At 60.6% G+C, this 23,911-nt stretch carries 26 protein-coding genes and 1 pseudogene; 16 read left to right on the top strand and 11 right to left on the bottom strand.

Annotated features, from left to right (window positions below):
- Positions 1-61: 61 nt before the first annotated feature.
- A complete protein-coding gene (locus RJ40_RS03300) occupies positions 62-436 on the bottom strand; it encodes a transcriptional regulator (protein ID WP_265581932.1) in 375 nt (124 codons plus the stop codon).
- Positions 437-553: 117 nt separating this feature from the next.
- Here RJ40_RS03300 and fdhD point away from each other — a divergent pair, with 117 nt between their 5' ends.
- The 15 genes from fdhD (at position 554) to RJ40_RS03225 (ending at position 13,620) form a co-directional block, all read left to right on the top strand.
- Positions 554-1,288 carry a formate dehydrogenase accessory sulfurtransferase FdhD gene (gene fdhD / locus RJ40_RS03295; protein ID WP_265581931.1) on the top strand — a complete coding sequence of 245 codons (735 nt, stop codon included), beginning with the start codon at positions 554-556 and terminating at the stop codon, positions 1,286-1,288.
- A gap of 94 nt (positions 1,289-1,382) precedes the next feature.
- A complete protein-coding gene (locus RJ40_RS03290; RefSeq protein WP_265581930.1) occupies positions 1,383-1,853 on the top strand; it encodes a DUF1890 domain-containing protein in 471 nt (156 codons plus the stop codon).
- Positions 1,841-2,113 carry a DUF1894 domain-containing protein gene (locus RJ40_RS03285; protein ID WP_265581929.1) on the top strand — a complete coding sequence of 91 codons (273 nt, stop codon included), beginning with the start codon at positions 1,841-1,843 and terminating at the stop codon, positions 2,111-2,113. Before RJ40_RS03290 ends, RJ40_RS03285 begins: the two co-directional genes overlap by 13 nt.
- On the top strand, positions 2,110-2,388 hold the full coding sequence (locus RJ40_RS03280; RefSeq protein WP_265581928.1) for a ubiquitin-like small modifier protein 1: 279 nt from the start codon (positions 2,110-2,112) through the stop codon (positions 2,386-2,388). The genes RJ40_RS03285 and RJ40_RS03280 overlap by 4 nt, the downstream gene beginning before the upstream one ends.
- A gap of 803 nt (positions 2,389-3,191) precedes the next feature.
- Positions 3,192-4,022 (top strand): sulfite exporter TauE/SafE family protein, encoded by an 831-nt coding sequence (locus RJ40_RS03275; RefSeq protein WP_265581927.1) that lies wholly within the window; start codon positions 3,192-3,194, stop codon positions 4,020-4,022.
- A 27-nt stretch (positions 4,023-4,049) separates the two neighbouring features.
- On the top strand, positions 4,050-5,306 hold the full coding sequence (locus RJ40_RS03270; protein ID WP_265581926.1) for an SLC13 family permease: 1,257 nt from the start codon (positions 4,050-4,052) through the stop codon (positions 5,304-5,306).
- 62 nt (positions 5,307-5,368) lie between these two features.
- Positions 5,369-5,530 (top strand): rubredoxin, encoded by a 162-nt coding sequence (rd, locus tag RJ40_RS03265; RefSeq protein ID WP_265581925.1) that lies wholly within the window; start codon positions 5,369-5,371, stop codon positions 5,528-5,530.
- A 109-nt stretch (positions 5,531-5,639) separates the two neighbouring features.
- Positions 5,640-5,801 carry a rubredoxin gene (locus tag RJ40_RS03260; protein ID WP_265581924.1) on the top strand — a complete coding sequence of 54 codons (162 nt, stop codon included), beginning with the start codon at positions 5,640-5,642 and terminating at the stop codon, positions 5,799-5,801.
- Positions 5,802-5,803: 2 nt separating this feature from the next.
- Positions 5,804-6,985 (top strand): FprA family A-type flavoprotein, encoded by a 1,182-nt coding sequence (locus RJ40_RS03255; RefSeq protein WP_265581923.1) that lies wholly within the window; start codon positions 5,804-5,806, stop codon positions 6,983-6,985.
- A gap of 16 nt (positions 6,986-7,001) precedes the next feature.
- Positions 7,002-7,385, top strand: a complete 384-nt coding sequence (locus RJ40_RS03250) for a desulfoferrodoxin (protein WP_322743891.1) — start codon at positions 7,002-7,004, stop codon at positions 7,383-7,385.
- 361 nt (positions 7,386-7,746) lie between these two features.
- Complete coding sequence (locus tag RJ40_RS03245; protein WP_265581922.1) at positions 7,747-8,751, top strand: phosphoribulokinase; 1,005 nt, start codon at positions 7,747-7,749, stop codon at positions 8,749-8,751.
- A gap of 26 nt (positions 8,752-8,777) precedes the next feature.
- Complete coding sequence (locus RJ40_RS03240) at positions 8,778-10,238, top strand: TrkH family potassium uptake protein (RefSeq protein ID WP_265581921.1); 1,461 nt, start codon at positions 8,778-8,780, stop codon at positions 10,236-10,238.
- A gap of 470 nt (positions 10,239-10,708) precedes the next feature.
- Positions 10,709-11,527, top strand: coding sequence for a Ni-sirohydrochlorin a,c-diamide reductive cyclase ATP-dependent reductase subunit (gene cfbC / locus RJ40_RS03235; protein WP_265581920.1), 819 nt, complete (start codon positions 10,709-10,711; stop codon positions 11,525-11,527).
- Positions 11,487-12,530, top strand: coding sequence for a nitrogenase component 1 (locus RJ40_RS03230; RefSeq protein WP_265581919.1), 1,044 nt, complete (start codon positions 11,487-11,489; stop codon positions 12,528-12,530). Before cfbC ends, RJ40_RS03230 begins: the two co-directional genes overlap by 41 nt.
- A complete protein-coding gene (locus RJ40_RS03225; RefSeq protein WP_265581918.1) occupies positions 12,523-13,620 on the top strand; it encodes a nitrogenase component 1 in 1,098 nt (365 codons plus the stop codon). The genes RJ40_RS03230 and RJ40_RS03225 overlap by 8 nt, the downstream gene beginning before the upstream one ends.
- Here the strand turns inward: RJ40_RS03225 and RJ40_RS03220 are convergent.
- From RJ40_RS03220 to RJ40_RS03180, 10 genes and pseudogenes are all read right to left on the bottom strand, one after another.
- Positions 13,615-14,394 carry an energy-coupling factor transporter transmembrane component T family protein gene (locus RJ40_RS03220; protein ID WP_265581917.1) on the bottom strand — a complete coding sequence of 260 codons (780 nt, stop codon included), beginning with the start codon at positions 14,392-14,394 and terminating at the stop codon, positions 13,615-13,617. The two genes, RJ40_RS03225 and RJ40_RS03220, sit on opposite strands and share 6 nt — an antisense overlap.
- Positions 14,391-15,344, bottom strand: coding sequence for an ATP-binding cassette domain-containing protein (locus tag RJ40_RS03215; RefSeq protein ID WP_449405522.1), 954 nt, complete (start codon positions 15,342-15,344; stop codon positions 14,391-14,393). Before RJ40_RS03215 ends, RJ40_RS03220 begins: the two co-directional genes overlap by 4 nt.
- Positions 15,318-15,839 (bottom strand): annotated as a pseudogene (locus RJ40_RS13065) (energy-coupling factor ABC transporter ATP-binding protein); the annotation flags it as partial. The gene RJ40_RS03215 and the pseudogene RJ40_RS13065, both read right to left, overlap by 27 nt.
- Complete coding sequence (locus RJ40_RS03210; RefSeq protein WP_265581915.1) at positions 15,820-16,374, bottom strand: ECF transporter S component; 555 nt, start codon at positions 16,372-16,374, stop codon at positions 15,820-15,822. The gene RJ40_RS03210 and the pseudogene RJ40_RS13065, both read right to left, overlap by 20 nt.
- Entirely contained in the window at positions 16,371-17,162 is a 792-nt protein-coding gene (locus RJ40_RS03205) for a hypothetical protein (protein ID WP_265581914.1), read from the bottom strand. The genes RJ40_RS03210 and RJ40_RS03205 overlap by 4 nt, the downstream gene beginning before the upstream one ends.
- 1 nt (position 17,163) lies before the next feature.
- Positions 17,164-17,868, bottom strand: a complete 705-nt coding sequence (locus RJ40_RS03200; RefSeq protein ID WP_265581913.1) for an ABC transporter substrate-binding protein — start codon at positions 17,866-17,868, stop codon at positions 17,164-17,166.
- A gap of 121 nt (positions 17,869-17,989) precedes the next feature.
- On the bottom strand, positions 17,990-19,450 hold the full coding sequence (locus RJ40_RS03195; RefSeq protein WP_265581912.1) for a hypothetical protein: 1,461 nt from the start codon (positions 19,448-19,450) through the stop codon (positions 17,990-17,992).
- Positions 19,447-20,397: a vWA domain-containing protein gene (locus RJ40_RS03190; RefSeq protein WP_265581911.1), complete on the bottom strand. Its 951-nt coding sequence runs from the start codon at positions 20,395-20,397 to the stop codon at positions 19,447-19,449. The genes RJ40_RS03195 and RJ40_RS03190 overlap by 4 nt, the downstream gene beginning before the upstream one ends.
- Positions 20,398-21,261 carry a DUF58 domain-containing protein gene (locus RJ40_RS03185; protein ID WP_265581910.1) on the bottom strand — a complete coding sequence of 288 codons (864 nt, stop codon included), beginning with the start codon at positions 21,259-21,261 and terminating at the stop codon, positions 20,398-20,400.
- The gene (locus RJ40_RS03180; RefSeq protein WP_322743890.1) at positions 21,261-22,256 is read right to left on the bottom strand and encodes an AAA family ATPase; all 996 of its coding nucleotides are present in this window, start codon (positions 22,254-22,256) and stop codon (positions 21,261-21,263) included. Before RJ40_RS03180 ends, RJ40_RS03185 begins: the two co-directional genes overlap by 1 nt.
- Positions 22,257-22,978: 722 nt before the next feature.
- Between RJ40_RS03180 and RJ40_RS03175 the strand changes: the two genes are divergently transcribed.
- Positions 22,979-23,803: a nitroreductase gene (locus tag RJ40_RS03175; protein WP_265581909.1), complete on the top strand. Its 825-nt coding sequence runs from the start codon at positions 22,979-22,981 to the stop codon at positions 23,801-23,803.
- The last annotated feature ends 108 nt before the right edge of the window (positions 23,804-23,911 follow it).

Raw genomic sequence — 23,911 nt, 5'->3', positions numbered from 1 at the left:
TTCGCACCCCTTCCCCGGCGTGAGGGATCGACAGCCTGGAGACGGGGGAAAACAGGATTATTCAGATTTGTTCTTCGGTGTCGTGCTGTGGGGAAATATTGCAGAACATGGTGCGGGCACAGGGCCCTCCGTCATCTTCGATCAACCCCCCTGAGCGCACTTGCATGCAGATGTCGCACATACGCAGGCCCATGTGCCCGACCCGCTCGGCCACCATGTCGTCGGCAAGTTCCCGGATCGAACCGATCACCTCGGTGTCGAGTTCGATCTTGCAGCCGCGCTTTTTTGAGGCGTACTGGGAGACCGATGCCGGTGTGATCTCAAGCATCTGGGCGACCTGCTTCTGGGGCAGCCCTTTTATGATCAATTCCTGTACAAGGCATGCCCGGATGCACGGGAGGATCAGCCAGACGCCAGTCTCACATGGGAGCTTCATAGAATCACAATCCATAAATTCGGAGAGTTATGATTAACAATTGTTAATGGGGATATCATATAAGGGTTGGGAACGTGCCAACGCCCGGATCCTTGAAATCATCCATGCAGGAAAGATATGATGGATCTCTATAAATGGCGGTGCATCCAGGTCAGGGGTGGAGAGGCGAATGAGATCATTGACGAGATCTGTGCCGAACGGCGGTACCGCCTCCTGGTGAACGGTATGCCGGTCACCGAGATGGTCGCTTCGGCCGAGCAACTCGAAGAATTGGGGGCGGGTTTTGTCGTCTCTGAGGGGCTTGCCGGGGATGTCGAGGGAGTCGGAGTAGAGGGTGAGGAGATCAGGGTTCGGGCCGATCTCCGGCCCCGCGGCGAAGAGGTCATCGGGTCATCGGGGGGTGCCTCCTTTCTCCGCCCGCTGCCTCGCATCACCTCCGACCTGCAGGTCGGCATCGACGACATCTACCGGATGACCGCCGCCATCGAGTCGGACGACTGGCGCCGGACCGGTGGTCTTCACTGTTCGGTCCTCTTTTGTGACGGCGAACTTGTTGCGAAGGCCTGCGACGTCGGCCGGCACAACACCGTCGACAAGGTGATCGGTCATGCCGTGCTCGGCGGCTTCGACCGGTCGCGCTGTGTCATCGGGTGCACGGGCCGGCAACCGGTCGGGATGGTGGCCAAGGCCGCGCATGCCGGGATCCCGATCGTCATCTCGCGGGCGGCCTCGACCGACCGCGGGATCGCGGCCGCAGAAGAGGCCGGGATCACTCTCATCTGCTTCTCCAGGGGGGATCGTTTCACGGTCTACACCCACCCCGGGCGGGTTGCAGGAGTGGGGGCAGAGTGAGTCTGCGAAGTTGATATGTATGGCATCGGGAGGACGCGCATGAGAGGATCAACGCTGTCTGTGTGATGGTTGCAGGGTAGATGGAGTGCATAAAATGGAAATATCGGATAAAGAGAGAAAGAAGGGTCTGATTATCCTGGGATGTCCGGAGGCGCCGGCGCAGGTGAGCCTTGCCGTCCACCTGGCGTACAGCCTCAGGCGGTCGGGTTATCTGCCGGTGGTCGCCGGAAACCCTTCTGCGAGACATCTTCTCGCGATGGCCGACCCCGAACACCACTATGTCGGTGAGATGCTCGACCTCGACGGATGTATCGAAGAGATCGCTGCGGGAGAACATGACTACGACCTCTCCTTTGTGCTGGTGCACCGTGAGAGCGGGGTCAGTTATGCCGGCACGATGAGTGTGGTCTCGGCCGGGCGTGTGGTGGCTGTGGTCTTTGGCAAAGAGGCTGAAACTCTCGCATCGCTTATCGACTTCGACTGTGAGACGGTGGTCGCACCAGGGGGCCACAACCCCTTGCCGCTGAAGAAGGCGATCGACAGGGTGATGAAATGGGATGTGTAGAGGCTCTCAACTATGAGGTGCTCCTCCGGCATTGCTCGTTCAAGGAGTACCGAGCATTTATCAAGAAGCATTACCGAGAAACCTATGAGGTTCAGCCGGGTTACAAGATTTTTGACCTGGCTCTCATCGGGGTGCCGCCGATACCCATCGGCGTGGATGGGGACTCTGTAATCTTCCCGTATACCAAGCCGTGCCACGGCACCTTTGTCCTGAAGGTTGAGGGAAAAGAAGAGATAGAAAAACTGAGGTCCAGAAAATGAGAATCAAGGTAAAATCATTTGCAACATTTAGAAATATCCTTGAGAACGAGCGCGAGATGGAAGTGGCCGAAGGTACGACTGTCGCAGCCCTTCTTGACCTGCTGATTCAGGAGCGTCCGGCTCTCAGGGAGGCGATGTTCGAGGCGCCAGGTGTCCTCCAGGACCATGTTAACATCCTTCGGAACGGCAGAAACATCCATTTTGAGGATGGTCTCGATACTCGTATCACCAACAACGACGTAATCTCGCTCTTCCCGCCGGTCGGCGGTGGATGAGAAAAAAAGTTGAAGTCAGGTGAGGTTGGGCAGAGACGGCAGGAGATGGGCGGGTCCACGCCCCCCCAGAAATGGACCGCAGCCCTTCCTGCCAACAGGACAGAGGTATAGTGAAAAGGGCCTCTGCCTGATATATCCTGCACACCTGTGTGGTCGTGCTGTGATGAACTCCGGCAACCAGCATGGTGCCGTCCGCCAGCGCGCACGAATGTACGATGGAGTCATGTCCATACCGTCCCCGGGTTGGGACGGCCTGGCAGGCCGGCAAGCCTGTACTTCTCCTTACTTTCCGACACCCCGTCATTGAGATGAAGTGTGTCCCCCCACTTACGCACTTCATAGTGTCTCTGGGGCAAAGGACTCCTTCGGGGATCTGATATTTAAATATTCCTGATCCCTCCCAGACCGTGGGGTGAGGGCTGCGCGATCTCTCTTTTCAGGGGTCGAGAATGGGATCAAAATCTCTGGGGATCTTTAATTGATGAAAAGGTCGATCTCAAGTTTAGGTTATGACTCCTGGATCTCCTTGCCCGGGACCGCGCATACAGATCATGCGCAATCTATATATATCAAATCGGAGTTAACAGAGAATTTCTGCAGATTCTCGACTCAACACTCTGTCGGCCCGGTTTCAGGGCATCGGGATCGCCTTCGGCAGGATCGTCAGATTTTTCGCCCCGCAAAAGATCTCATCTCTTCTATGAACCTACTACAGATCAGCAAAACCTATCACCTGGCCACGTGATGGAATTCCCTGAAATGATGAAATGTCGGCCCCTCTTGAACGCGCATAGACCCTGACCATGACTGATCTTGTCTACCTCCTTGCCCTTGTCGTCACCGGCCTCCTTGTCGGAGTACTCTCCGGACTCCTCGGCGTCGGTGGCGGTTTCATCATGGTCCCGATACAGTTCAACCTCTTCTCATCGCTCGGGATCCCTGAGGATCTCGCACTCAGACTCTCGTTTGGGACCAGTCTTGCCGTCATCCTCCCCACCGTGGTGAGCGGAGCCCTCGGCCACCACCGGAAGGGGGCGGTCGTATGGCGTGCCGGAGTCCTCCTCGGCATCTCCAGTCTGGTTGGCGTGGTCTCCGGTGCGTTCATTGCGACGCATGTTCCGGCCGCACCCCTTGAGATCTTTTTCGGGCTGGTTGTCCTTGCCGCCGGGGCCCGCACCTTCTTCTCTCCCCCTGAAGGAGAGGCAGGAGGGGCCCCGCAGGTTAGCACCCGAGCCTGCTTGCTATGGGGCCTCCCGATCGGTTTAGTCTCAGGGCTTACCGGGATCGGGGGAGGCGTTCTCCTTGTTCCGATCCTCGTGGTGGTCATGCACTTCGGGATGCGCCATGCCGTCGCCACCTCCATGGTCGTGATGCTCTTCACCGCGACGGGGGGGATTGCCTCATACATGCTCAACGGCCTCGGGACGCCGGGCCTGCCGCCTACCGCCATCGGTTATGTCGACCTTCTCCAGGCGGCGCTCCTTGCGGCGGCGAGCATTCCCGCCGCACAGGTTGGGGCCTTCATGGCCTACCGCTTACCCCGACAGTTCTTGAAATACGCGTTCGTCGCGCTCACCATCTTCATCGGGCTGAGAATGATCGGTCTCTTCTCCCTCATTGGTATCCCGATCTGAGGGAGTTCATGGGAAAAGAGATCTCTTTTGAGAACATACTTTGCTGGCACGCATATTTCTCTCGTCATCGCCCTGGTGGTCTTTCTCCTCATTGCCTTCAGGCAGGTGCTCACCCCGCCTCCGGCGATCTGGCAGATCATGCTTGGAGGAGCCGTTGCCATGCTCCTCTCCGGTGCCGTGACCCCTGCCGCCGCGGTCATGGCCGTCGACCCGGAGGTGATGATCTTTCTCTTCTCTGTCCTGCTCCTGGGCGCCGCCCTTGAGGAGAGCGGGTGGCTTGCCGCCTTCGCCGGGAAACTTCTCGGCAGGGCCGGGACGACCGGAACACTGGTGACGCTTGTCGTCGTCCTGGCCGCGGTCGGCGCCGCGCTTCTCACCAACGATACGATCGCCGTCATCGGCACCCCGCTCCTTCTGAGTTATGCCAGGCATGCCGGGATCAAACCTCACCTCCTCCTGACCGCTCTCGCCTTCGGGGTGACCACCGGGAGTGTCGCCAGTCCGGTCGGCAACCCGCAGAATCTGCTGGTGGCGGCACACGGTGGTTTTTCCGAACCCTTCGTTCAGTTCTTCATCGTGCTTGCCCCTCCGACCGCAATCGCTCTCGTTGTTGTCTGTGCCGTGCTCTACGGTGCCGCCAGGGACGAATGGGGGCGGCCGTGCGGGCGTGCCCCGGTGTCACCTGCCGGAGACCATGCTCTTGTCGGCCTGCTCCGCCTCTCCCTCCTGACCGTCGTGCTCATCCTGACGGTCAGGGCCTTCATCTCTCATGTATTTTTGGGGGTCGCGATCCCTCTCGCTGCCGTCGCCGCATCGGCCTCCATCCCCTTCCTTCTCTCCAGGTGGCGAACCGCTCTTCTCCACAGAGTGGACTGGCCGACGCTCGTCTTCTTCGCTGCCATGTTCGTCGTGATGGAGGGAGTGCGGGAGAGCGGCGCCCTTGAGGAGGTATTTGGGTGGGGGGATCCTGCAACTCTCGGAGTCCCGGCCATCATCGCAACCGGGATGATCGCCAGTCAGATCATCTCCAACGTCCCCTTTGTCGCCCTCGCCCTCCCTCTCCTTGAGCAGGCCGGTGCAGGCCCCGAACACCTGCTTGCCCTTGCCGCCGGGAGTACTATCGCCGGAAACCTGACCCTCCTCGGGGCGGCGAGCAATGTCATCATCGTACAGGGTGCCGAACGTCGCGGGGTCATCCTGGGCTTTGGTGCGTTCGTGCGGCTTGGTGTCCCGTTGAGTCTTGTGCAGGGGGCGGTATATGCGGCCTGGCTCCTGATGATCTGACGGTCCGGGGCCGTTTCGGAAAAAATATATGAGAAAAGGTGCGAGGTGAAGAACGGTGAACCATGGACCGTTATCAATGCACAATCTGTGGGTATATCTACGACCCTGAGAAAGGAGACCCCGACGGTGCTGTCGAGCCGGGTACCCCCTTTGAAGACCTCCCCGACGACTGGGCGTGTCCTGTCTGCGGGGCGGCGAAGAGTGATTTTGTGAAGATGAACTGAGCCGATACGAAATCATCCGGCGGCGGGAAGGGCCTCCCTTTCCTGCATGTTCGGATCTCTCCTGATACGAAGACTTATAGCAGAAAATGACGACTGTGGAGGTGATACTATGACAAAATACAAGTGCTCGATATGTGGTCATCTCTATGACCTGGCGAAAGGAGAACCCGGCCAAGGTGTCGTTGCGGGAACCGAGTTTGCAGACCTGCCCGATGATTGGATGTGCCCGGTCTGCGGGGCGGTGAAGGATAAGTTCAGGCCGGTGGACTGAGCATGGCGGTACGTGAGATCGCGCCCGGCGTCCACGCTGTTGGGGCCGTCGACTGGAACCTGCGCCTCTTCGACGCCCTGATCGGCACCCCGCAGGGGACGAGTTACAATGCCTTTGTGGTGAAGGGGAGCGAGAAGACGGCGCTCATCGACACCGTCGACCCGAAGTTCGAGGAGGAGATCCTCAAGAACCTGATGCGGCTTGGGCTCGGTTCCCTTGACTACATCGTGATCAACCATGCCGAGCAGGACCACTCGGGAACACTCCCGCTCCTCCTGGAGATGTTCCCTTCGGCGACGGTCATCGCCGACGAGAAGTGCCGGGATCTCCTGGTGCGCCTGCTCCTCGTGCCAGAAGATCGTATCCGGATCGTCAAGGACGGGGAGAGCCTCGACCTCGGGGGCAAGACTCTTGAGTTCATGGTCACGCCCTGGGTCCACTGGCCTGAGACGATGCTCACTTATGAGCGCGAGGACGGGATCCTCTTCTCCTGCGACCTCTTCGGCTCTCACCTCGCCACCAGCGAACTCTATGCCGACGACTTCATGCGGATCCTCCCGGCGGCAAAACGCTACTATGCCGAGATCATGATGCCCTTCAGGGCAAGTGTCAGGGCGGCCCTCGAACGGGTGAGCGCTCTTGACCTGCAGGTCATCGCCCCGAGCCACGGACCCCTGCACCGCGATCCCATACCCATCCTCGATTCCTATGCGGAGTGGACCTCTGATGCGGTCAAGAACCTGGTCCTCATCCCCTATGTTTCGATGCATGGGAGCACCGCGAAGATGGTCTCCTTCTTCACCGACGCCCTCATCGAGCGGGGTGTCGAGGTGCAACCCTACGACCTCACCAGGGCCGACCTCGGTGAGGTAGCGATGACGGCCGTCGACGCCGCGACGATCGTCTTTGCGGCGCCGACCGTGCTCTTCGGCCCGCACCCGGCGGCGGTCCATGCCTCGTACCTCCTCTCGATTCTCAGGCCGAAGACGAAATTCATCTCGGTTATCGGTTCGTACGGCTGGGGCGGGAAGACGGTGCAACATCTCACGGAGACGCTCTCCCACCTGGATGCCGAGATGATCGAACCGGTCTATGTGCGGGGCTATCCGGGCGGCGAGGATCTTGCGGCGCTGGTCGAACTTGCCGACACAATCGTTAAAAAGCATGAAGATGTAGTCCCCTGATCATAGGGAGGCATGTATGATGACCGAGCTCCTGGACGTCTATAAATGTGAGAAATGCGGGAATGTCGTGAAGATCGCCCATGCCGGGGACGGCGAACTGGTCTGTTGCGGCCAGCCGATGGTCAGAATGGAGGAGCAGTGGGAGGAGGCCGGGAAGGAAAAGCATGTGCCTGTCCTTGAGAAGGTTGCGGGCGGCATAAAGGTCAGAATCGGAAGTGTCCCCCACCCGATGGAGGAGAAGCACCACATCGAGTGGGTCGAGGTGCGGAAGGGGCGCAAACTCTGTGTCTACAAACTCAAACCCGGCGATACCCCTGAGGCTGAGTTCCTGCTGGACGACACCAACGCGAAGACCCGCATCTACTGCAATATCCACGGGCTCTGGACGAATAGGAAATAATTTTTTTTGCTCTGTTGTTTCGAGGTGTGGATGGATCCCTCTCAATTGCGACAGGGCACCCGGGGGGATACGGTTCAATCGCCGCCCCTCGGCTATCTTCCATTGTGTTCCGCCGATGTATGTGCCGGGAGTCTGACCGGAAATCGGCGCGATTCTGGGGAAATATCAGATGTTTATGGTTGGAAAACCATCAAATTTGGACTATATGCTGGAATGCCGGGCTGATTCGAAGGTTCGGGAGTTCGCTCCGCAGACCTACCCCCTGGCCTGAAGACCCCTTCTCGAATTTCGGCAGGTCGTATTTCATCCTCCTCGGAGAAAAGTGCGCGCAACTCTTATTCATCTGGGCTCATAATTTCGGATGATGAAACCGTCCAACTTCAGGGAACAACTCGCCCGTTCGGATCGAGTCTTCACCATCGGGGTGGCGGGCGACAGCGGGTCAGGGAAGACAACCTTTACCCGTGCGATCAGGGCGATCTTCGGCCCCGACCTTGTCACCACCATCACCCTCGACGACTACCACCGCTACGATCGCGAGGAACGCAGGAAACTCGGGATCACCCCCCTCGTCCCTGAAGCAAACGACCTCGACCTCCTGGCAGATCATGTCAGGCGCTTGAGAGACGGGGAGTCGGTCGAGAAACCAGTCTACGACCACACCATCGGCACCTTTGCCGAACCGGTCCCCTTCTCCCCGGCGCGGGTACTCATCCTGGAGGGCCTCCACACTCTCTTCACCCCGGCCCTGCGCGACCTCCTTGACTTTTCACTCTTTGTCGACCCCGACCCCGCAGTCAAGAGGCTCTGGAAACTGCGGCGCGATATGGAACGGCGCGGCTACCGGAGAGAAGAGGTGCTCGCCGAGATGGAGGGTCGCCTCCCTGACTACGAACGCTACATCGCCCCGCAACGGAGATATGCCGATGTGGTGATCGGGATCGCCTGCTCGGGCTACGGACGCGAGGCGAGTCTGGAGCAAGACATCTACCAGGTCACGCTCTATCAAAAACCACTGGTTCGGCAAACGATGGAGATCGGTCTTTCCATCGACCTCGGCGAGATCCTGATGCTCTCCGACCGCCCGTTCAGCCTTGGGTACAGGGTCGCCTCCCTCGACGGCAGGGAGATGAGCGCGATCACCCTTGACGGCGAACTGAACCACTCGGCCATCAGAAAACTTGCCAGGACCATCGGTCGACAGACCAGTGCCGAGGGGGTGGATGTCTATCGGAACCGTCACTATCTCCCGGCCGGCGAGGTCGCAGAACTCATTCTCGCCTGGCGGATCATCAACCGCTGGTTTGTGCTCGCCGGCGAAGAGCGGAGAGACCCCCCCATGAACCAGAGAGAAGAAAAAGGATAAGAGGTCACGAGCAGAACCTTGTCTGGATGGACAGGTCAGAGTATATCTCCGCTATCGCTCCTGATATCGGGAGGATCCTCAGGTTTATGGGGGTCGTCACCTGCCTCCCCCTCATTGTCGCCCTCATCTATCGGGAATGGGAGATGCTCCTGCCTATGGGGCTTGTCCCCATCATCTATGTCGTCCTTGGCTCACTGTTGATGCAGGTGCCTCGTCCTGCGCGCGAGGCCAAACTCTCGGCGGCTCTTGCAGCCGTCGCTCTTATCTGGCTCATCTCGGCCGCCATCGGTTCGGTCCCCTTCATCGTCGGCCTCGGGATGCCGATCACCGACAGCATCTTTGAAGCGATGTCAGGGTGGACCGACACCGGCATGACCCTCCTCCCTGACATCGACGCCACTCCCAAAACCATCCTCTTCTGGCGGACCTTCATGCAGTGGCTCGGCGGGATCGGGATCGTCGCCTTCACCATCGCCCTGGCGAGCCGCTCGGGGCTTGTCCAGCGGGGCCTGTACCGCTCAGAGGCCAGGACCGAGGCCTTCATGCCGAGTGTCGTCGCAACCGGGTTTGCGATGTGGCGGATCTATATCATCATCACGCTCCTCTCCATCGGACTCGTCCTCCTCTCCGGTGTCACGCTCTGGGATGCCACGAACCTTGCAATGACCGCCATCGCCACCGGCGGATTCACTGTCCACTCGGAGGGGATCCCCTTCTATCAGAACGCGAACCTCGAGTTCCTTCTCATCCCGGTGATGATCGCAGGTGCGATGCCCTTCAAACTCTACTACCTGATGTATCACAACCGGAAGTTCGGTTTCTTCGGGGACCGTCAGGCCATCGCCCTCCTTGCTCTTACCGGTGTCGGATTTCTGGTCGTCGCCCTCGATCTCGTGTACCTCACCGGCGCAGAGACTATGGACGCCGTCCGTCAGGGTCTCTTCATGGCGACCGCGGCGATCACGAGTACCGGTTTCCAGAACACCTCTCCCTATACCTGGCCGTCGGTCACGGTTCTCTTCCTGGTGATTTTCATGCTCATCGGTGGTTCTTCCGGGTCGACCGCCGGAGGTATGAAGATCTCCAGGGTGATTATCGGGCTCGAAAGTCTTGCATGGTGGTTCAAGCGGATCTTCGTCTCCGGCAAGGTTGTCGTTCCCTTCAGGCACGGGGGCAAGACCGTGCAGAAGAACATCGCCGAAGTCGAGGTCTCGAAGAACATGCTGATCATCATCCTCTACTTCCTCACCGTCTTCATCTGCACCATCGCCGTTTTCCACCTCGAGCACGGCGCCCCCTTCGAGTCCTCGAATGTGATCTTCGAGATCGTTTCGGCCTTCTGCAACAACGGGATCAGCACCGGCTTTGTCACACCTGATATGAGCCTGGGCTCCAAGTGGCTCTTTATCTTCCTGATGTGGTTTGGCCGTCTGGAACTTGTGCCGATCCTGGTTCTCTTCGTCGGCCTTGTCAAGGGTTTTGAGTGAGGAGACGGAGGATCTTCTGGCTCTGATGGACCTCTCGATCCCTTCAGTCGTGAGAGGGCCGCGAGTGGGAACACCGCTCAATCGCCGCCCTGTCAATTCTCGCCATGAGGGATCCGGGTTTTTCCCCCGGCGTGAGACGGCAGTTGAGAATCCTTCTGGTGGGTCGGCCTGTCTGAAGGTTTGCCTTCCCCCACGCTCGCGCCGGGGCGATGCCTCCGGAACCTCGGGGATTGCGTGGGCGGGGAAGGCAGAGGGCTGATCGTTATGAAGGTGTATCTGCCCTCTGTGTATCAGTTCCGAGAGGGTCAGGGGTGCCCAAGTATTCATTCATCACTATGGAATAAATCCAATAGATCATTATCATAGTAATTAGCCATTATACCGCCCGATTCTCCAGATCTGAGTGAACTACATTTCTTGTGTTAAAACCAACCGACTATATATCGGATGCATCCCTATAGTACCGGGATATGAAACAGATCGCCCTCTACGGGAAGGGGGGTATCGGGAAATCCACCACTTCCGCAAACCTCTCCGCAGCACTGGGAGCAAAAGGACTCGATGTGCTCCAGATCGGGTGCGACCCGAAGAGAGACAGCACTAGGATGCTGATGCAGGGGGTATGGATCCCGACTGTTCTTGACCTCATACGGGAGAAGGGTGAGGACAGCGTCTCGACCGACGAAGTGGTCCGTAAGGGTTTTGCCGGCGTGAGGTGCGTCGAGGCCGGCGGTCCCGAGCCCGGGATCGGGTGTGCCGGCCGTGGGATCATCGCCACTTTCAGACTTCTGGAACGGCTCGGAGCGCTCCAGGGCGATGTCATCGTTTACGACGTCCTTGGCGATGTCGTCTGCGGGGGGTTTGCGATGCCGATGCGGGAAGGCTATGCCGAGGAGGTCTACCTGGTCACCTCAGGCGAACTGATGTCCCTCTATGCGGCAAACAACATCGCCAAGGCAGTGGCACGCCTTGCAAAGCGCTCGAAGCAGACCTGCAGTCTTGCCGGCGTCATCTGCAACGCAAAGAACATGGCAGGCGAGGAAGAACTGGTCCGCGAGTTTGCCCGGCGGATCAATTCCGAGATGGTGGCCTACATCCCACGTTCACGCACCGTGCAACTTGCCGAGGTCCACAAGCAGACCGTGATGGAATACGCCCCCGACTCCGAGCAGGCGGCGGTGTACCAGGAACTTGCCGGACGTGTCCTCACCAACGATCGGACTTCAATACCCACCCCTATTGAGATGGATGAACTCGAAGACCTCGCACTCCAGTTCGCAGAGATATGAGGGGTGCACCCTCACCGGTGCTCTCTCGATCACGACACAGGTAGAGGACGCGGTGACGGTGGTACACGGCCCTGAGGGCTGCGCCCACCACAATGTCTCTCTCCTTCATGCAGCCATGGCCGAGCAGGGGCACCCCGCAATTCCGAAGATCGTCCCGACCAGGCTCTCCGAGCAGGGCGTGATCTTCGGCGGCGAGGAAGACCTGGCGGCAACTCTCCGGGCGATGGCAGATAGGAGGCCGGGCGTCATCTTCGTCTTGACCACCTGCATCACCGAAACGATCGGGGACGATGCCGCCTCGGTCTGCAGCGAGGATTACGGTGTCCCGGTGGTCCTGCTTCCGACCGCCGGATTTCTTGGCGGTTGCTTTTCCGATGGGCTGAACGCGGCCCTCACGACCATGGCCGCAAAGGCCGACCCGGTCGAGGGGGCCGGGGAGACGGTCACCATCATCGGGGAGAAGAACCTGGAGTACGAGGTGGAGGAGAACTTCGCCGAGGTGGAACGGTTGCTTGCGTCCCTCGGTCTTGAGGTCGGGCTGCGCTTTGTGCGGGACGTGCGCTATGCCGATCTCAAACAGGTCGGAACTGGTCGGCTCAACGTCCTCAGGGAACCGTCCCTGGCCCCGGTGGGCGAGGCGCTGAAGGAGCGTTTCGGCACGCCGTACATTTCCTCGTTTCCGATCGGTCTTGACGGGAGCATCGCCTTCCTGGAGGAGGTTGGCACGCTCCTGGGCCTGCGGACCGACGGGGCGGTGCGCCGGGAAGAGGAGCGGCAGAGCGCGATGCTGGACTCGTTTGCAGATCTGCGCGGCTCGGTCTTCTCCATCGATCCCATGACTTTCAGGGCCCTGGAGTGCACACCGGTGCGGCGGGTGATGGAAGCGCTTGATCTTCAGGTCGATTCTGACGGCGCAGGGGTCAGTCTTCCGTACAGCCCGCCGGTCGGGACGGCCGGGATCAGGCGTCTGCTCCACCGGTGGAGGAGGCGTGTCCATGCCTGAGTGCCCATGCCCCGATCCCCTCTGGCCGTGCGCGATGACCGGGGCGGTCGCCTGCCTCTCGGGATTTACCGGGCTGGAGGTGGTGATCCACGGCTCGTCGGGCTGTTACTTCTACCCGGCCTCCCTTCTCAAGCGCCCCGTGCATGCCACCCTCCTTGTCGAGGACGAGGTGATCATGGGCTCGGAGGAACGCCTCCGTTCGGTCGTCTCTGAAGTGGCTTCCTCCGGCCTTCCGGTGGCAGTCGTCCTCTCCTGTGTCCCGGCGGTGATCGGCGAGGACATCAGGGGTGCGCTCGACGGCATGGACGTCTTCGTCGTCGACAGTCCGGGCTTTGCCGGGAGGATGGAAGAAGGGTATATGCGGGCGCTCGCGGCCGTCGCCCCCGAGGTGGGGGCTGAGGAGGAAGGGCTCACCATCGACGGGCTCAATCCGGTCGACCCTTTCTACCTGGGCAACCTCCATGAGACACAGCGGCTCGTGACCCTGGTCGGGGGGCGGGTGGCCGCGGCCCTCGCCGCCGGACCCCTTGAACAGGTGAAGCGATGCGGCGCGGTGACCCTCCAGACCAATCCCGACCTTGCCTCCGGGGTTGGCAGGGCCGCCGGTTCGCTCCTCGGCCTGGAGGCGACGGTCGCCGCGATCTCGGCGGCCGCCGATCGGTGGGACCTTGATCCCACGCCGGTGGTTGGGGAGGCGCACGCCGCGGAGGAGCGGATCGATCATCTCTGCGACAAGTTCCTCTCCCGTCACGACCCACCTGCGGTGGCGGTCTTTGGGGGCCGGGCATATGCCGACTTTGCCGCCCGCGCTCTGCGGCGTTATCTCGATGCGGAGATCGTCTGCCTTGCCCCGCGCAATGGCGAGGGGGCGGCCGTCTCTCTGGAGGGAGTGCAGGATCTCATCGCCGCGGCCGATCCCGACCTCATCCTGGGCTCTTCATATGAACATGCCGCCGCCCCCGGGGTGCCGTACGTCGGGCTCACCTTCCCGCAGCGCGGGCGGGTACGCCTCCATGCCAGGCCGATCGTCGGGGTCGAGGGTACCCTGGCCCTGATGGAGGCAGTGCTCAATGTCTGCGGACAATCATAAGAGGAAGGAGACTGCGGCACCAAGGAGGACACACCCGACCAGAGCGACGTCCTCCCACCCTCCCCCCTGCACCTGATAACAGGTCGGGTGTGCGGCGGCCCCGAAGCCCCGGCACTGCATCGCTTCGGAGACCTGTCGTGCCCTGGAGAGGACCGAGACAGTCGCCGGCACGGCAAGGGCCAGGATCTTATGCCGATTTTTGACGAGATTTCCTCTGTCGAACTCAAGGGCCCTCGACCGCTGGGCATCCATGATGTTTCCGATATCCTCGGTGAGGGCCGAAACCGACCTGAGGGCGTAACCCAGGGAGAAGGCCAGGGTGTTTGGGAGACCTGAGGCTCGTAGGCTCCTGACGAAGTCCGAGAAGGCGGTCGTCATGATGAAAAGAAAAGAAAATCCTCCGACCGCGAGGAGGCGCAGACACATCGCCGCCGAGAAGAGGAGTCCGCCGGTGGAGAGGACCGGGTGGAAGATCCAGAATTCGGCTGAGTAGTAGACCGTCCCCCAGGCGGCCCGCGGGAAGAAGGCGTCGATGATGAGGATACAGAGGAGGACCGGCATGAGGAGGCGCAGCGACCCGAGGAAGGGACGGGTCATGTGCGAGAGTGCGGCGGTGATGAGCACGGTCCCGAAGATGAGAAGAAGGGGGAGGGGCTCTTCGGTCGCCATCGCCGCCATGCTGAGCAGGACGAGGGCGACCAGTTTTGTTCTCGGGTCGAGGCGGTGGAGCCAGGTGCTCTCCTTGATATAATGCACCCCTCTCTGACGCTTCATCCCTGCTCTCCTCCCATTGGAACGACCCGCCCATCCTGCATCTTGACCTCACGCCCGTCGAGGAGGGTGGCGAACTCGTGGTCATGGGTGGTGACCAGCACTGCTTTACCTTCCCTCGCGAAGCGGCGCAACCCTTCCGCGAGTCCGGCCTTGCGGGCAGGGTCGAGGCCGAGGGTGGGTTCGTCGAGAACAAGCACCGGTGTCTCCATGGCAAGGATGCCCGCAATAGCCACCCGCTGTTTCTCGCCGACCGAGAGGTTGAGGGGATGGGCAAAACGGCCGATCCGGTCCAGGCCCAGGGCGCCCATCACCCGACTGACCGACGCCTCCTTTTTTTCCGGGGAGAAGCCAAGGTTCTCCGGTGCGAAGGAGATCTCGTCCCCGATCGTCTCGGCAAAAAGTTGAGTGTCGGCATGCTGCGCCAGGAATCCGACCGAAGAGGCGATCTCGGCCACTGACTTTCCTCTGATCTCCTCTTTACCGACCTTGACCGTACCCCGGTCAGGCGTGAGGAGACCGTTGGCATGGCGGAGCAGCGTGCTCTTCCCTGACCCGTTCGGGCCGGCGAGGACGACCACCTCCCCGGCGTGAACCAAGAGCGTGGCGCCGTTGAGGGCCGGGCGTGCGGCCCCGGGATAGGTGTAGACGATCCCTTCAAAGGAGAGGAGGGGCGGTCGGTCGGGCACATCTGCTCCGGTCGCTGAGCCCTGGTCGCGCTCCGATACCTGCAGGTCCGGTCTCACCGGCAGACCATCATAGCAAACCGTGCCGTCCTGGATTGAAACGAGCCTGGAACATACCCTGGAAAAATGTTCGTACCGGTGTTCGGCGACGACGATCGTCAGCCCGATCTCCTCGTTCAACCTCTTCAGAACCGAGACGAGGTGTCCGGCGCCGCTCTGGTCGATCCCCGAGGTCGGTTCGTCCAGGAGGAGAATTTTTGGGTGCATCGCGATGACCGATGCGATGGCGACCCGCTGCCGTTCTCCCCAGGAGAGGGCGTTCACCTCTCTCTGGATGAGGTGCTCGATCCCGACAACTCCGGCCGCTTCCTCGATCCGCCCCCTCATCTTTGCGGGGTCCACTCCGAGTTGCTCGAGGCCGAAGGCGATCTCACTCTCGACATCGCTGGAGAAGAGTTGGTGGTCGGGATCCTGGAATACGGTGCCGACCAGGCGTGCAAGGTCACAGACGCGGGTGTCGGCCGGGTCCATCCCGCAGATCCGCACCTCGCCGCTGGCCGTGCCCTGTATCCCGTCGTGCTGAAAGAGTCCGTTGATGCACCTGAGAAGCGTGGACTTCCCTGCACCCGAAGGGCCGGTAAGGAGGACGAACTCTCCCTCTCTGATGGAGAGGTCGAGGTCTTTCAGGACCGTGCCCCGGTCCCGGTAGGTGCATGAGAGGCTATGGATATCGATGATGGGGTCAGGATGAGGAGGGCGCACCCGCGATCACTCCTGCTCTGATGAGACGGGCGATGACAAGGGCGCCGATCACCCCGCCGATCCCGCCAAAGACGAGATGGGTCACCGAGGCCACGCCGACCCCGAGGACGATGAAGGTGGCCGGGACGCCGAGGAGGAGGTGGATGCTGTAGTTCACCCCCATCTTTGCGATGCTCCCTGCGGCGCCGGCGATGAAGCCCACGGCGGGGTTGTCCATCCTGAAGTTGAAGACCAGGGCGGTGGCGTCGATGACCAGGCCCATGGCGAGGTACTTGAAGACGTCGAAGAGATGGAGGGCTTCGAGTCCGAAGAAGGAGGCGAGCAGTCCGGTGATCAGGCCGATATAGGTCGCGGCTCCGGGTTTCCGTACCACGCCGCAGCCGACGAGGAAGGGGATCACCACAAAGAGACTGGAGTGGCCGGGCGAGTGGAGCGGGACTTTGATCAGCACCTTCGAGACAAAGATGAGTGCGCCGCAGAGCGAGAGGACGGCGATCTCATAGGGGGAGAAATAGGGTTCTTTTCTGGTCATCATACCGCCTCCGTCATGAGCCTGAGTGAGAAGGTGTCGGGTTGGGGTCGGTCCACGGCGACGAGGAGGTACACAGCGCCGACCTGGCTTCCCCCGGTATGGGTGATGAAGAAACGTCCCGAAGGGGCGGCGTCGGTGGTGACCTGGCCTTTGCGTTGGGCTGGGTCGGTGGTGATATGGAGGGCGTCCTGCCCGACTTTGTTCTGCGGGAACCAGAAGGCGACGGTCGCCGTGGGGATTTCGTCGGGGCCGAGGCCGTGGGTGTTGGCAAGTCTCATCTCCACCCACTCGCCGGTGTGCTTGAACGGGGAGGCCTGCGGCATCCCGCGGCCGGGTGCGGCCGTCCCCGTGACCAGGAGCCCGGAGGCTCCATATCCCTCCTGTCTGCTGGTCCATGTCCTCCCGCTCCCGGCCCTTTTGCCGTACAGATAGAAGGCGGCAGTCCCGGAGAGGTCTTTGAAGTCATAGTCGACGGCGACCGAGCGTAGAGTATACAGGGCCGGGTTGCCGCCCTGCGGCGTCTCGTTGAGTCTGACGAGCATGAAATACCACTGCTCGTCCTCGCCGGTGGCGGGGAGCGTGTTGAGGGAGAGGGGGGTGAGGTACGGGCGCCAGTCCTGCGGGCCGTAGAGGAAGTCGGCCCGCGAGAAGGTCATGTCCGAACTGACCGGAGGTTCGCGGCCGGTTTCAGGGCCATAGAGTCCCTCGGCAGAGATCTGGACCGCCAGAGCCGTTGCTGCGATCGCGACGAGAAGCGCAAAGGCGACGACGACTCTGGTGCGAAATTCCATCTCAATCTCTTTTCACAGGGATGATGTGTCCGTCCTGTTCATCGACGATGAGGACGACCCAGCCTCCGATCGGGCAGGGCTTCACCGATTTCCCTTCCGGTGCCTCGATGATCCCTTTCGTGACCTGCCTGCCGTCACGGGTGATGATGGCGTCGATCCCGGCCTCAAGAAGTTCTTCGGCGGTGGACACTCCGGTGATCTCCCTGACCCGCCCGACCTGGAGGAACCGTCCGTCGTTCCCGGCACGGGCAAGCCCAATCCCGGCCATGCAGCCGATGACCCCGTCCTCGGTGCCGCCGAGACCCTTGAGCATGATATCCAGGTTCTTTGCAAGACTTCGCGCCGTCTCCTGGGTGAGCACCTTCCCCTTGGCGTCCTTGCCGAAGGCGAGAAGGGCCGGCGTGATCTGACTGGCCGAGGCGACGGCCAGGCCGGGGTCGCTGCCCTCGACGAAGTCATCGAGCATCATCGTCTCTGCGATCTCGAAGATCGCAGGAACGTCCTGCATTTCGGCATGCGGGAGGTGGATGACGGCACATGAGTTGTGCGAGGTATAGGGGATCGCATCGTCGACAAAGAGTTGGTGGCGTGTGACGCCAAAGACCTCGTACTCCCCGGCGAGGGCCGCTGCAACGGTCCTGGCGAGCCTCCCGGTCCCGCGGGAGTTGAGGTTGTCGGTATCGTCCATGGCTACGTAGACTGTCATTGAAATCTCGTGTACTTTTTCGTATAGGTTGATAATAAGGTTGCAGGATTTGATCTCAGAATCATCAGTGAAATCATCGGGTTTTGAAGTTTAGGGAGATGAAAAATGTTAAACAGAATTATTAAACACATTCATCTTTATTCGTGATGATCTCCCGGATCTCCGTCACGATCGTCATGAAATCAGCCTTATATGGAGAATCCCCTCCAAAAGAGACTTTGCTGCACCTTGAAAGTATTTCATGGACGGTTGCTGTTCTTCGATCCGTGTCAGCGAGGAGAGCGATCGTCTCTTCGTCGGTGAGTTCCGTGCCCCCCCCGCAGGTCAGTGAGATCTCTTCTCTGAGAGCCCGCGCCGCACCTCGGTAGGCCTGCACCCTCTCGCCGGCCTCGAAGTCGGCTTCCGCCCTGGCGAGGATCTCTGCCGGGGACGGCCCGGGAGCAGGGGTGCGCTTCTCTTCAGGAGGGGGAAGAGGCGGCGCCTCTTCCTGCCGTCGCCGGTAGGTGGCGTAGGCCAGGACCAGGAGCAGGGTGCATCCGGCCATCAGGGCGATGAGCGGGATCCAGTTCATCTGCCAGTCCAGAGTCACCTCTCTGATCGCGCCCCCTCTCAGGAAGGTGCGGATCTCTGCCGTCCCCTCGCCGTACGAGAAGGAATAAAACTGATCCTCCTGGGTGAGGTTCATGACCGTCCTGCCGCGGACCAATCCCTCGCCGGTCACCTGGCCGGCGTACTCCTGGAAGGTCCGGTTGTCGGCCACGAGGCCGGGGATCTGGATGGGGACGGCCGAGTCCAGGCAGGCATAGGCGAGGTCGTCGTGCATCACGCCGTCGATCCTGGCCTCTTCGCCCTCGCCGCGCAGATAGGTGAGGGTGAATGTTCCGCTCCCGGGCTCGGCGTCCTGTCCGGCCTTCTCGAAGCCGTCGATCTTTAGCCGGTGGTCGAGACGCAGGACCACCGGGTCGGCCATCACCCTGGCGAGGAGGTCGTCTCGCGCCTCCCGCACCGCCCGGTCCTCCTCCGCCATCCCTGCTCTGAGGGCGTCGGCGTCCTGCGGCATCTGCCCGGCCTGGACCATCCGGTCGGTCGCCGACGAAGAACCGGTCCGGCTGCTGCTCGTTCCTTCCTGGGACTGCGGCGCCGCCGTCTCGACCGAGGTCACCTTTGTCTCCTCCTCGGCCTGCGTGTCTTCTTCCGTGACCTCCTCGACGAAGCGGATGGTCACCCCCGAGAGGTGTGCCGCCTTCCCGTTGTACTCAAAGGTGACCACGAGCCCGAAGGTCGCGGGGAGGTCGGAGGTGCCGAGCGCGACGGCGAGGGTGTTTTCCCCGGCCCCGACCTTGATGCTCCTGACCTGGCTCCGGCCGGCACCGACGGTTCCATCTTTCGGGGTCAGCGCCAGGGTGAGGGTGCCGGGCACCTCGGCCCCCAGGGAGTTGGCGACGTCCAGCGTGATCTCTCCGGTCTCTCCGATCTGGAAGACGTACTCGCTCTGCGGTGCCGAGAAAGAGATGTCCCCTGCGCATCCGGTCCCGATGATCGCGGTGAGGATAAGAAGAAGGAGAATGAATTGTCGGGTCATGGAAGGATCCGCCCCCTTCCATATCGCAGCCAGCATTCCGCGAGGAGAACGATGACGGCCGTCAGGAAGAAGACCCAGGCGACATCGGTCTCCTCGGGTTCCCGCTCGATCTCGGCGGGCAGGGCGGCGTAGATCTCCTGCAAGGTGTCGCCGTCCACCGACCTGAAATATTTCCCGCCGGTCGCCGCCGCCACCTCCCTGAGCGTCTTCTCGTCGAGGCGGGCATACTGAGTGGATCCGTCTTCCGCAGCCCCGAAGGCGACCGGGCCTGCGGACCCGAGGCCGACGGTGTAGACCCGGACGCCCCGCTCCACGGCAAACCCGGCGGCCTGCGCCGGCGAGATGATGCCGGCATTGTTCATCCCATCCGAGAGGATGACGACCACCTTCTTCCGGTTCGGGATGGCGTCGGCCATGTCCACGGCGAGGGCGAGGCCGTCGCCGAGGGCGGTGGGGCCGTCCCTGAGTTTGATGGCCTGGAGTTTTCCGATGACCTGCTCGTGGTCGGGTGAGAGGTAGGCAGCGCTCATCGCACCGTTCTCGAAGATGACGACGCCCGCGTAGTCCTCGCTCTCCAGTCCGTCGAGCAGTTTTTCTGCGGCCGACTTTGCAGACGAGAGGCGGTTTGGCGGGTAGTCGGTCGCCGCCATGCTTCCCGAGGTATCGATCGCGAGCACCACCGAGACTCCTTCATGCATCCCTTCCAGCGGGAGGTGGGGACCGGCGAGGCCGGTGACCAGGAGGGCGATAGCAAGGAGGGTGAGGAGGAAGAGAGCCTGCGGTCGTCTGGAAGGTTTTGTCTCCCCGATCGCTTCTCTGACAAGGGTCACGCCGGAGAAGAGTAGTGCTTCTCTCTTCCGTGTCTTCTCTGCCCTGAGGTAGAGGAGATACAGAAGAGGCAGGCCGAGGAGGCCGAGCAGCCAGAGGGGATGAGAGAATCCGGCCACTCAGCGCCGCCCCCGCTCTTGCATCAGGGTCTCTCTGAGGTCGTTCCCGGCCGTGAGGGGGATCAGCGGGGCCCGGCACTCGCCGGCGGCCAGGGCCAGGTCGCGTGCGTGTCCGGCCGAGGCCTCGCTGAAACGCCGCCTGATGGTGGGATCAGCGGTATCGACGATCATCTGCTCCCCGCTCTCCGCGTCCTCGAGGGAGATGAGGCCGAGGTCGGGGAGTTTCTCTTCGTTGGGGTCGGTGACGCGGAGGAGCACCACCCGATGCTTCTTCCCGAGCACCTTCAGCGCCTCGGTGAAGGGCGGGGTGAAGAAGTCGGAGATGATGAGGACGGTGCTCAGGGGGGGAAGGGACGGGGCAAGGGCGCCAAGCGCGGCCTGGAGGTCGGTGCGGCCAGAGAAGGGCAGTCGCGCAAGGAGGCTTGAGAGGAGGACGGCCACATGTCGCCGTCCCCGGCGCGCCGGGATGAGGTTTTCCATCCGGTCGGAGAAGAGGCAGAGTCCCACCCGGTCGCCGCACGACTCGGCGCCGAGGACGAGGGCCGCCGCCGTATCGATGATCGTTTTGTCTTTCTGTCCGGCCCCGACAAATCCTCCCGAAGCCGAGCAGTCGACGGCGATGTAGAGGTTCATCTCCCGGTCTTCGGTATATTCCCTGACATAGGGGGCGGCGCGACGGGCGGTGACCTTCCAGTCGATGGTGCGCACGTCGTCGCCGGGGACGTAGGCCCTGATTCCGGCGAACTCGATCCCCTGCCCGACGAGGGGGGAACGGTGCCCGCCGGCAAAGGTGCCGCCGGCCTGGAGAAGGGCCATCAGCGGTACCGGCCTCACCCGTGCGATCAGGTCGGCGGCCGTCTCCATCACGGCACCTCGACGACACCGAGCACCTCGTCGATGATCGCGTCGCTCCTGACGCCGCAGGCGTCTGCGGTGTAGGTGAGAAGGATGCGGTGGCGCAGGGCGTTGTGGGCAACGGCCTTGATGTCGTGGGGGACGATGTAGGTGCGCCCCTCCAGGAGGGCGCGGGCCTTGGCCCCCAGCACCAGGGAGATGGTGGCGCGCGGCGAGGCGCCCCACTCGATGTACTCGCCGGTCTTGAGGGCATATATGTCGGGGTGCCGGGTGGCGTCCACGATCCTGGTGGCGTACTCCCGCACTGCCGGGTCGGCGCGGACGGCGCGTGCGGTGGCCTGAATGTTCTGGAGTTCGGGGACGGTGAGGACACAGGCAGGGGCGACCTCGGTCCTGGCGGCAAACCGGTCGAGGATCTCGACCTCGTCCTCCACTCCAGGATAGTCCATGATGAGTTTGAAGAGGAAGCGATCGGTCTGGGCCTCGGGGAGGGGGTAGGTTCCTTCGGACTCGATCGGGTTCTGGGTGGCCAGGACGAAGAACGGGTCTGGGAGGACACAGGTCTCGCCCTGGATGGTGACCTGCCGCTCCTGCATCGCTTCGAGGAGGGCCGACTGGACCTTCGGCGGGGCGCGGTTGATCTCGTCTGCCAGGACGATGTTGTGGAAGACCGGTCCCTTCACCAGGGAGAAGACGCCGTCGTGCTGGCGGTAGACAGTCGTGCCGGTGATATCCGAGGGGAGGAGGTCGGGCGTGAACTGGATGCGCGCGAAGGAGCATGCGGTGCAGGCGGCGAGCGTCCTGACGGTGAGGGTCTTTGCCAGACCCGGCACCCCTTCGAGGAGGACGTTGCCCCCCGCGACGAGGGCGGTGAGGAGGTCTCTGATCGTCTCATCCTGCCCGACGATCACCCGTTGCATTTCCTCTTTTACCTGTATAAGGGCGTCTCTGCACTCCTGTATCTGAGCGTTTCCTTCTTCTGTCGGTATTGTGTTATTCTGCACAGGACCACAGCCTTGGTGTCATATTTTTCGGTATGGAGTGTTATTATCATGTTGATCCGTCGCTTCAGTTAATGTCTGGTGGTTGACCTGCATTTTCCCGGTGAGAAAGTGAGCGTATTTCACTCATTTTTTCGATTTTGAAAGATTTTAAATGGAATTTCTCACGGTGAGGGACAAAACGAAAGATATATTTCCTCGAAGGTCATCAAACATAATTGTTTGATTAACGCTTTGTGTTAATCAACGTCCATGAACAGATCGGCAGACCACACACCTTTGAGGGATACATCCCGGACAGGGGACCGGGGCAGACTACACTCCATGAATCATTCAGGCCAGGTAGAAATTGGGTGAATTATCCTGGTTTCATACATGAGAACCCTTGCACTGCTATCATCGTCCTGGCCGGTCTCAAGGTTAAGACCCTCCATTATCTGCGCCTGGGGGCATCCCCTGTCCTTCCCCTCCGGAAAAAAGACTCTTCTGCACGTACGCACCGGGGCGGTTCCCGTTGATGGGAACCCCTGGGTGATGTATATTTCGTTTTATTCCTTTAAATCGGGCATTTTGAGATAGAGAATTTAATGCGGGCGTTATTTGAGAAATTATATATGTTATAGGGGATCGATCAAATGATTGTAGTTGATTGATCCGCTCTGTCAATCAACAGAGGTATACTCCTGTGCCGGGAGTATCGAATCAAGGAGCGGAATGGTGAATCAATGAAAGAAAAAGAGATTACCGGTTACTCTGGCATCAGGGGCCTTTTTGTGGTTTCTATGGTCCTGATGATGGTTGCGATCACGGTCGTACCTGCGGCTGCTTTGACTACACTGCCGTACAAACACTGCAACATATCAGTAGCAAACGACAATGGAACGAGATTTTATGACTTTTATGAGGACAACTATTACATGAAGTTCGATGGCGGCGGCCTCAACGCTCTCCACATCACGACCGATCCCTCTCTGCCTTATGGGCAGACGACCAGTGTTACTGGAAATAATGGGTTCTGCGAAGGGACGTTCTATGTTTCTGACACTGGCGGCAGAGGCTATGACGACGATATCATCCTGATGTTTGCCACAAACAGTTCTGACGATGACTTCACTCTCACTATCAATGCAAGTGGATACCAGTGGACGCCGACCACCAACAAACTCCCTCCCTCGAACAATGATATTACCTATGTCCCTGCAGCACTGTATGATACATTCGGCCCGGCGAATTTCTCGTACGGTCCTCAGATCTATAAAATGTCAAGCGTCGTCAATTATCCGCTATTCTATGGGCAGGATATGTCCCAAACCACCGATCCCTTCAAAATGAAAATGATGTTCATCGATCTGAACGTCGGAGCACTCGGGATAAACAGTTCCCTGAGCAGTGGCGGTATGGCGGAAGTCGACTACACCCTTGAAAACTTCACGGGATTTGGTGCATTCAATGCCTATGCCTGGTGCCTCAGTTCCAATCAGGGCCAGGGGATCTCCTGGACAAACAGGGTCTTGGATGCGGGCAGCAGTGGCTATACGGTGAGCCTCTGAGCGTGTAAATCCCTGATTTTTCTTTTTTTATCCTTCTTCAATCCGTTGGGAAGAGTATCATCGCATCAATTTGTTAATTGCATCTGTTATACTTGAGAAAAGATGGCA

The sequence above is a fragment of the Methanofollis aquaemaris genome (genome assembly GCF_017357525.1).
GTDB lineage: Archaea > Halobacteriota > Methanomicrobia > Methanomicrobiales > Methanofollaceae > Methanofollis > Methanofollis aquaemaris.
The sequence above is the reverse complement of the archived record's forward strand: the minus strand, read 5'-3'. Positions and strand labels throughout refer to the sequence as shown.

Excerpts from the sequence above, each read along its gene's own strand:
- RJ40_RS03300 (WP_265581932.1), bottom strand. The coding sequence starts at position 436 with ATGAAGCTCCCATGTGAGACTGGCGTCTGGCTGATCCTCCCGTGCATC.
- fdhD (WP_265581931.1), top strand. The coding sequence starts at position 554 with ATGATGGATCTCTATAAATGGCGGTGCATCCAGGTCAGGGGTGGAGAG.
- RJ40_RS03290 (WP_265581930.1), top strand. The coding sequence starts at position 1,383 with ATGGAAATATCGGATAAAGAGAGAAAGAAGGGTCTGATTATCCTGGGA.
- RJ40_RS03285 (WP_265581929.1), top strand. The coding sequence starts at position 1,841 with ATGGGATGTGTAGAGGCTCTCAACTATGAGGTGCTCCTCCGGCATTGC.
- RJ40_RS03280 (WP_265581928.1), top strand. The coding sequence starts at position 2,110 with ATGAGAATCAAGGTAAAATCATTTGCAACATTTAGAAATATCCTTGAG.
- RJ40_RS03275 (WP_265581927.1), top strand. The coding sequence starts at position 3,192 with ATGACTGATCTTGTCTACCTCCTTGCCCTTGTCGTCACCGGCCTCCTT.
- rd (WP_265581925.1), top strand. The coding sequence starts at position 5,369 with ATGGACCGTTATCAATGCACAATCTGTGGGTATATCTACGACCCTGAG.
- RJ40_RS03260 (WP_265581924.1), top strand. The coding sequence starts at position 5,640 with ATGACAAAATACAAGTGCTCGATATGTGGTCATCTCTATGACCTGGCG.
- RJ40_RS03255 (WP_265581923.1), top strand. The coding sequence starts at position 5,804 with ATGGCGGTACGTGAGATCGCGCCCGGCGTCCACGCTGTTGGGGCCGTC.
- RJ40_RS03250 (WP_322743891.1), top strand. The coding sequence starts at position 7,002 with ATGATGACCGAGCTCCTGGACGTCTATAAATGTGAGAAATGCGGGAAT.
- RJ40_RS03245 (WP_265581922.1), top strand. The coding sequence starts at position 7,747 with ATGATGAAACCGTCCAACTTCAGGGAACAACTCGCCCGTTCGGATCGA.
- RJ40_RS03240 (WP_265581921.1), top strand. The coding sequence starts at position 8,778 with ATGGACAGGTCAGAGTATATCTCCGCTATCGCTCCTGATATCGGGAGG.
- cfbC (WP_265581920.1), top strand. The coding sequence starts at position 10,709 with ATGAAACAGATCGCCCTCTACGGGAAGGGGGGTATCGGGAAATCCACC.
- RJ40_RS03230 (WP_265581919.1), top strand. The coding sequence starts at position 11,487 with ATGAACTCGAAGACCTCGCACTCCAGTTCGCAGAGATATGAGGGGTGC.
- RJ40_RS03225 (WP_265581918.1), top strand. The coding sequence starts at position 12,523 with ATGCCTGAGTGCCCATGCCCCGATCCCCTCTGGCCGTGCGCGATGACC.
- RJ40_RS03220 (WP_265581917.1), bottom strand. The coding sequence starts at position 14,394 with ATGAAGCGTCAGAGAGGGGTGCATTATATCAAGGAGAGCACCTGGCTC.
- RJ40_RS03215 (WP_449405522.1), bottom strand. The coding sequence starts at position 15,344 with ATGCACCCAAAAATTCTCCTCCTGGACGAACCGACCTCGGGGATCGAC.
- RJ40_RS03210 (WP_265581915.1), bottom strand. The coding sequence starts at position 16,374 with ATGATGACCAGAAAAGAACCCTATTTCTCCCCCTATGAGATCGCCGTC.
- RJ40_RS03205 (WP_265581914.1), bottom strand. The coding sequence starts at position 17,162 with ATGGAATTTCGCACCAGAGTCGTCGTCGCCTTTGCGCTTCTCGTCGCG.
- RJ40_RS03200 (WP_265581913.1), bottom strand. The coding sequence starts at position 17,868 with ATGACAGTCTACGTAGCCATGGACGATACCGACAACCTCAACTCCCGC.
- RJ40_RS03195 (WP_265581912.1), bottom strand. The coding sequence starts at position 19,450 with ATGACCCGACAATTCATTCTCCTTCTTCTTATCCTCACCGCGATCATC.
- RJ40_RS03185 (WP_265581910.1), bottom strand. The coding sequence starts at position 21,261 with ATGGAGACGGCCGCCGACCTGATCGCACGGGTGAGGCCGGTACCGCTG.
- RJ40_RS03175 (WP_265581909.1), top strand. The coding sequence starts at position 22,979 with ATGAAAGAAAAAGAGATTACCGGTTACTCTGGCATCAGGGGCCTTTTT.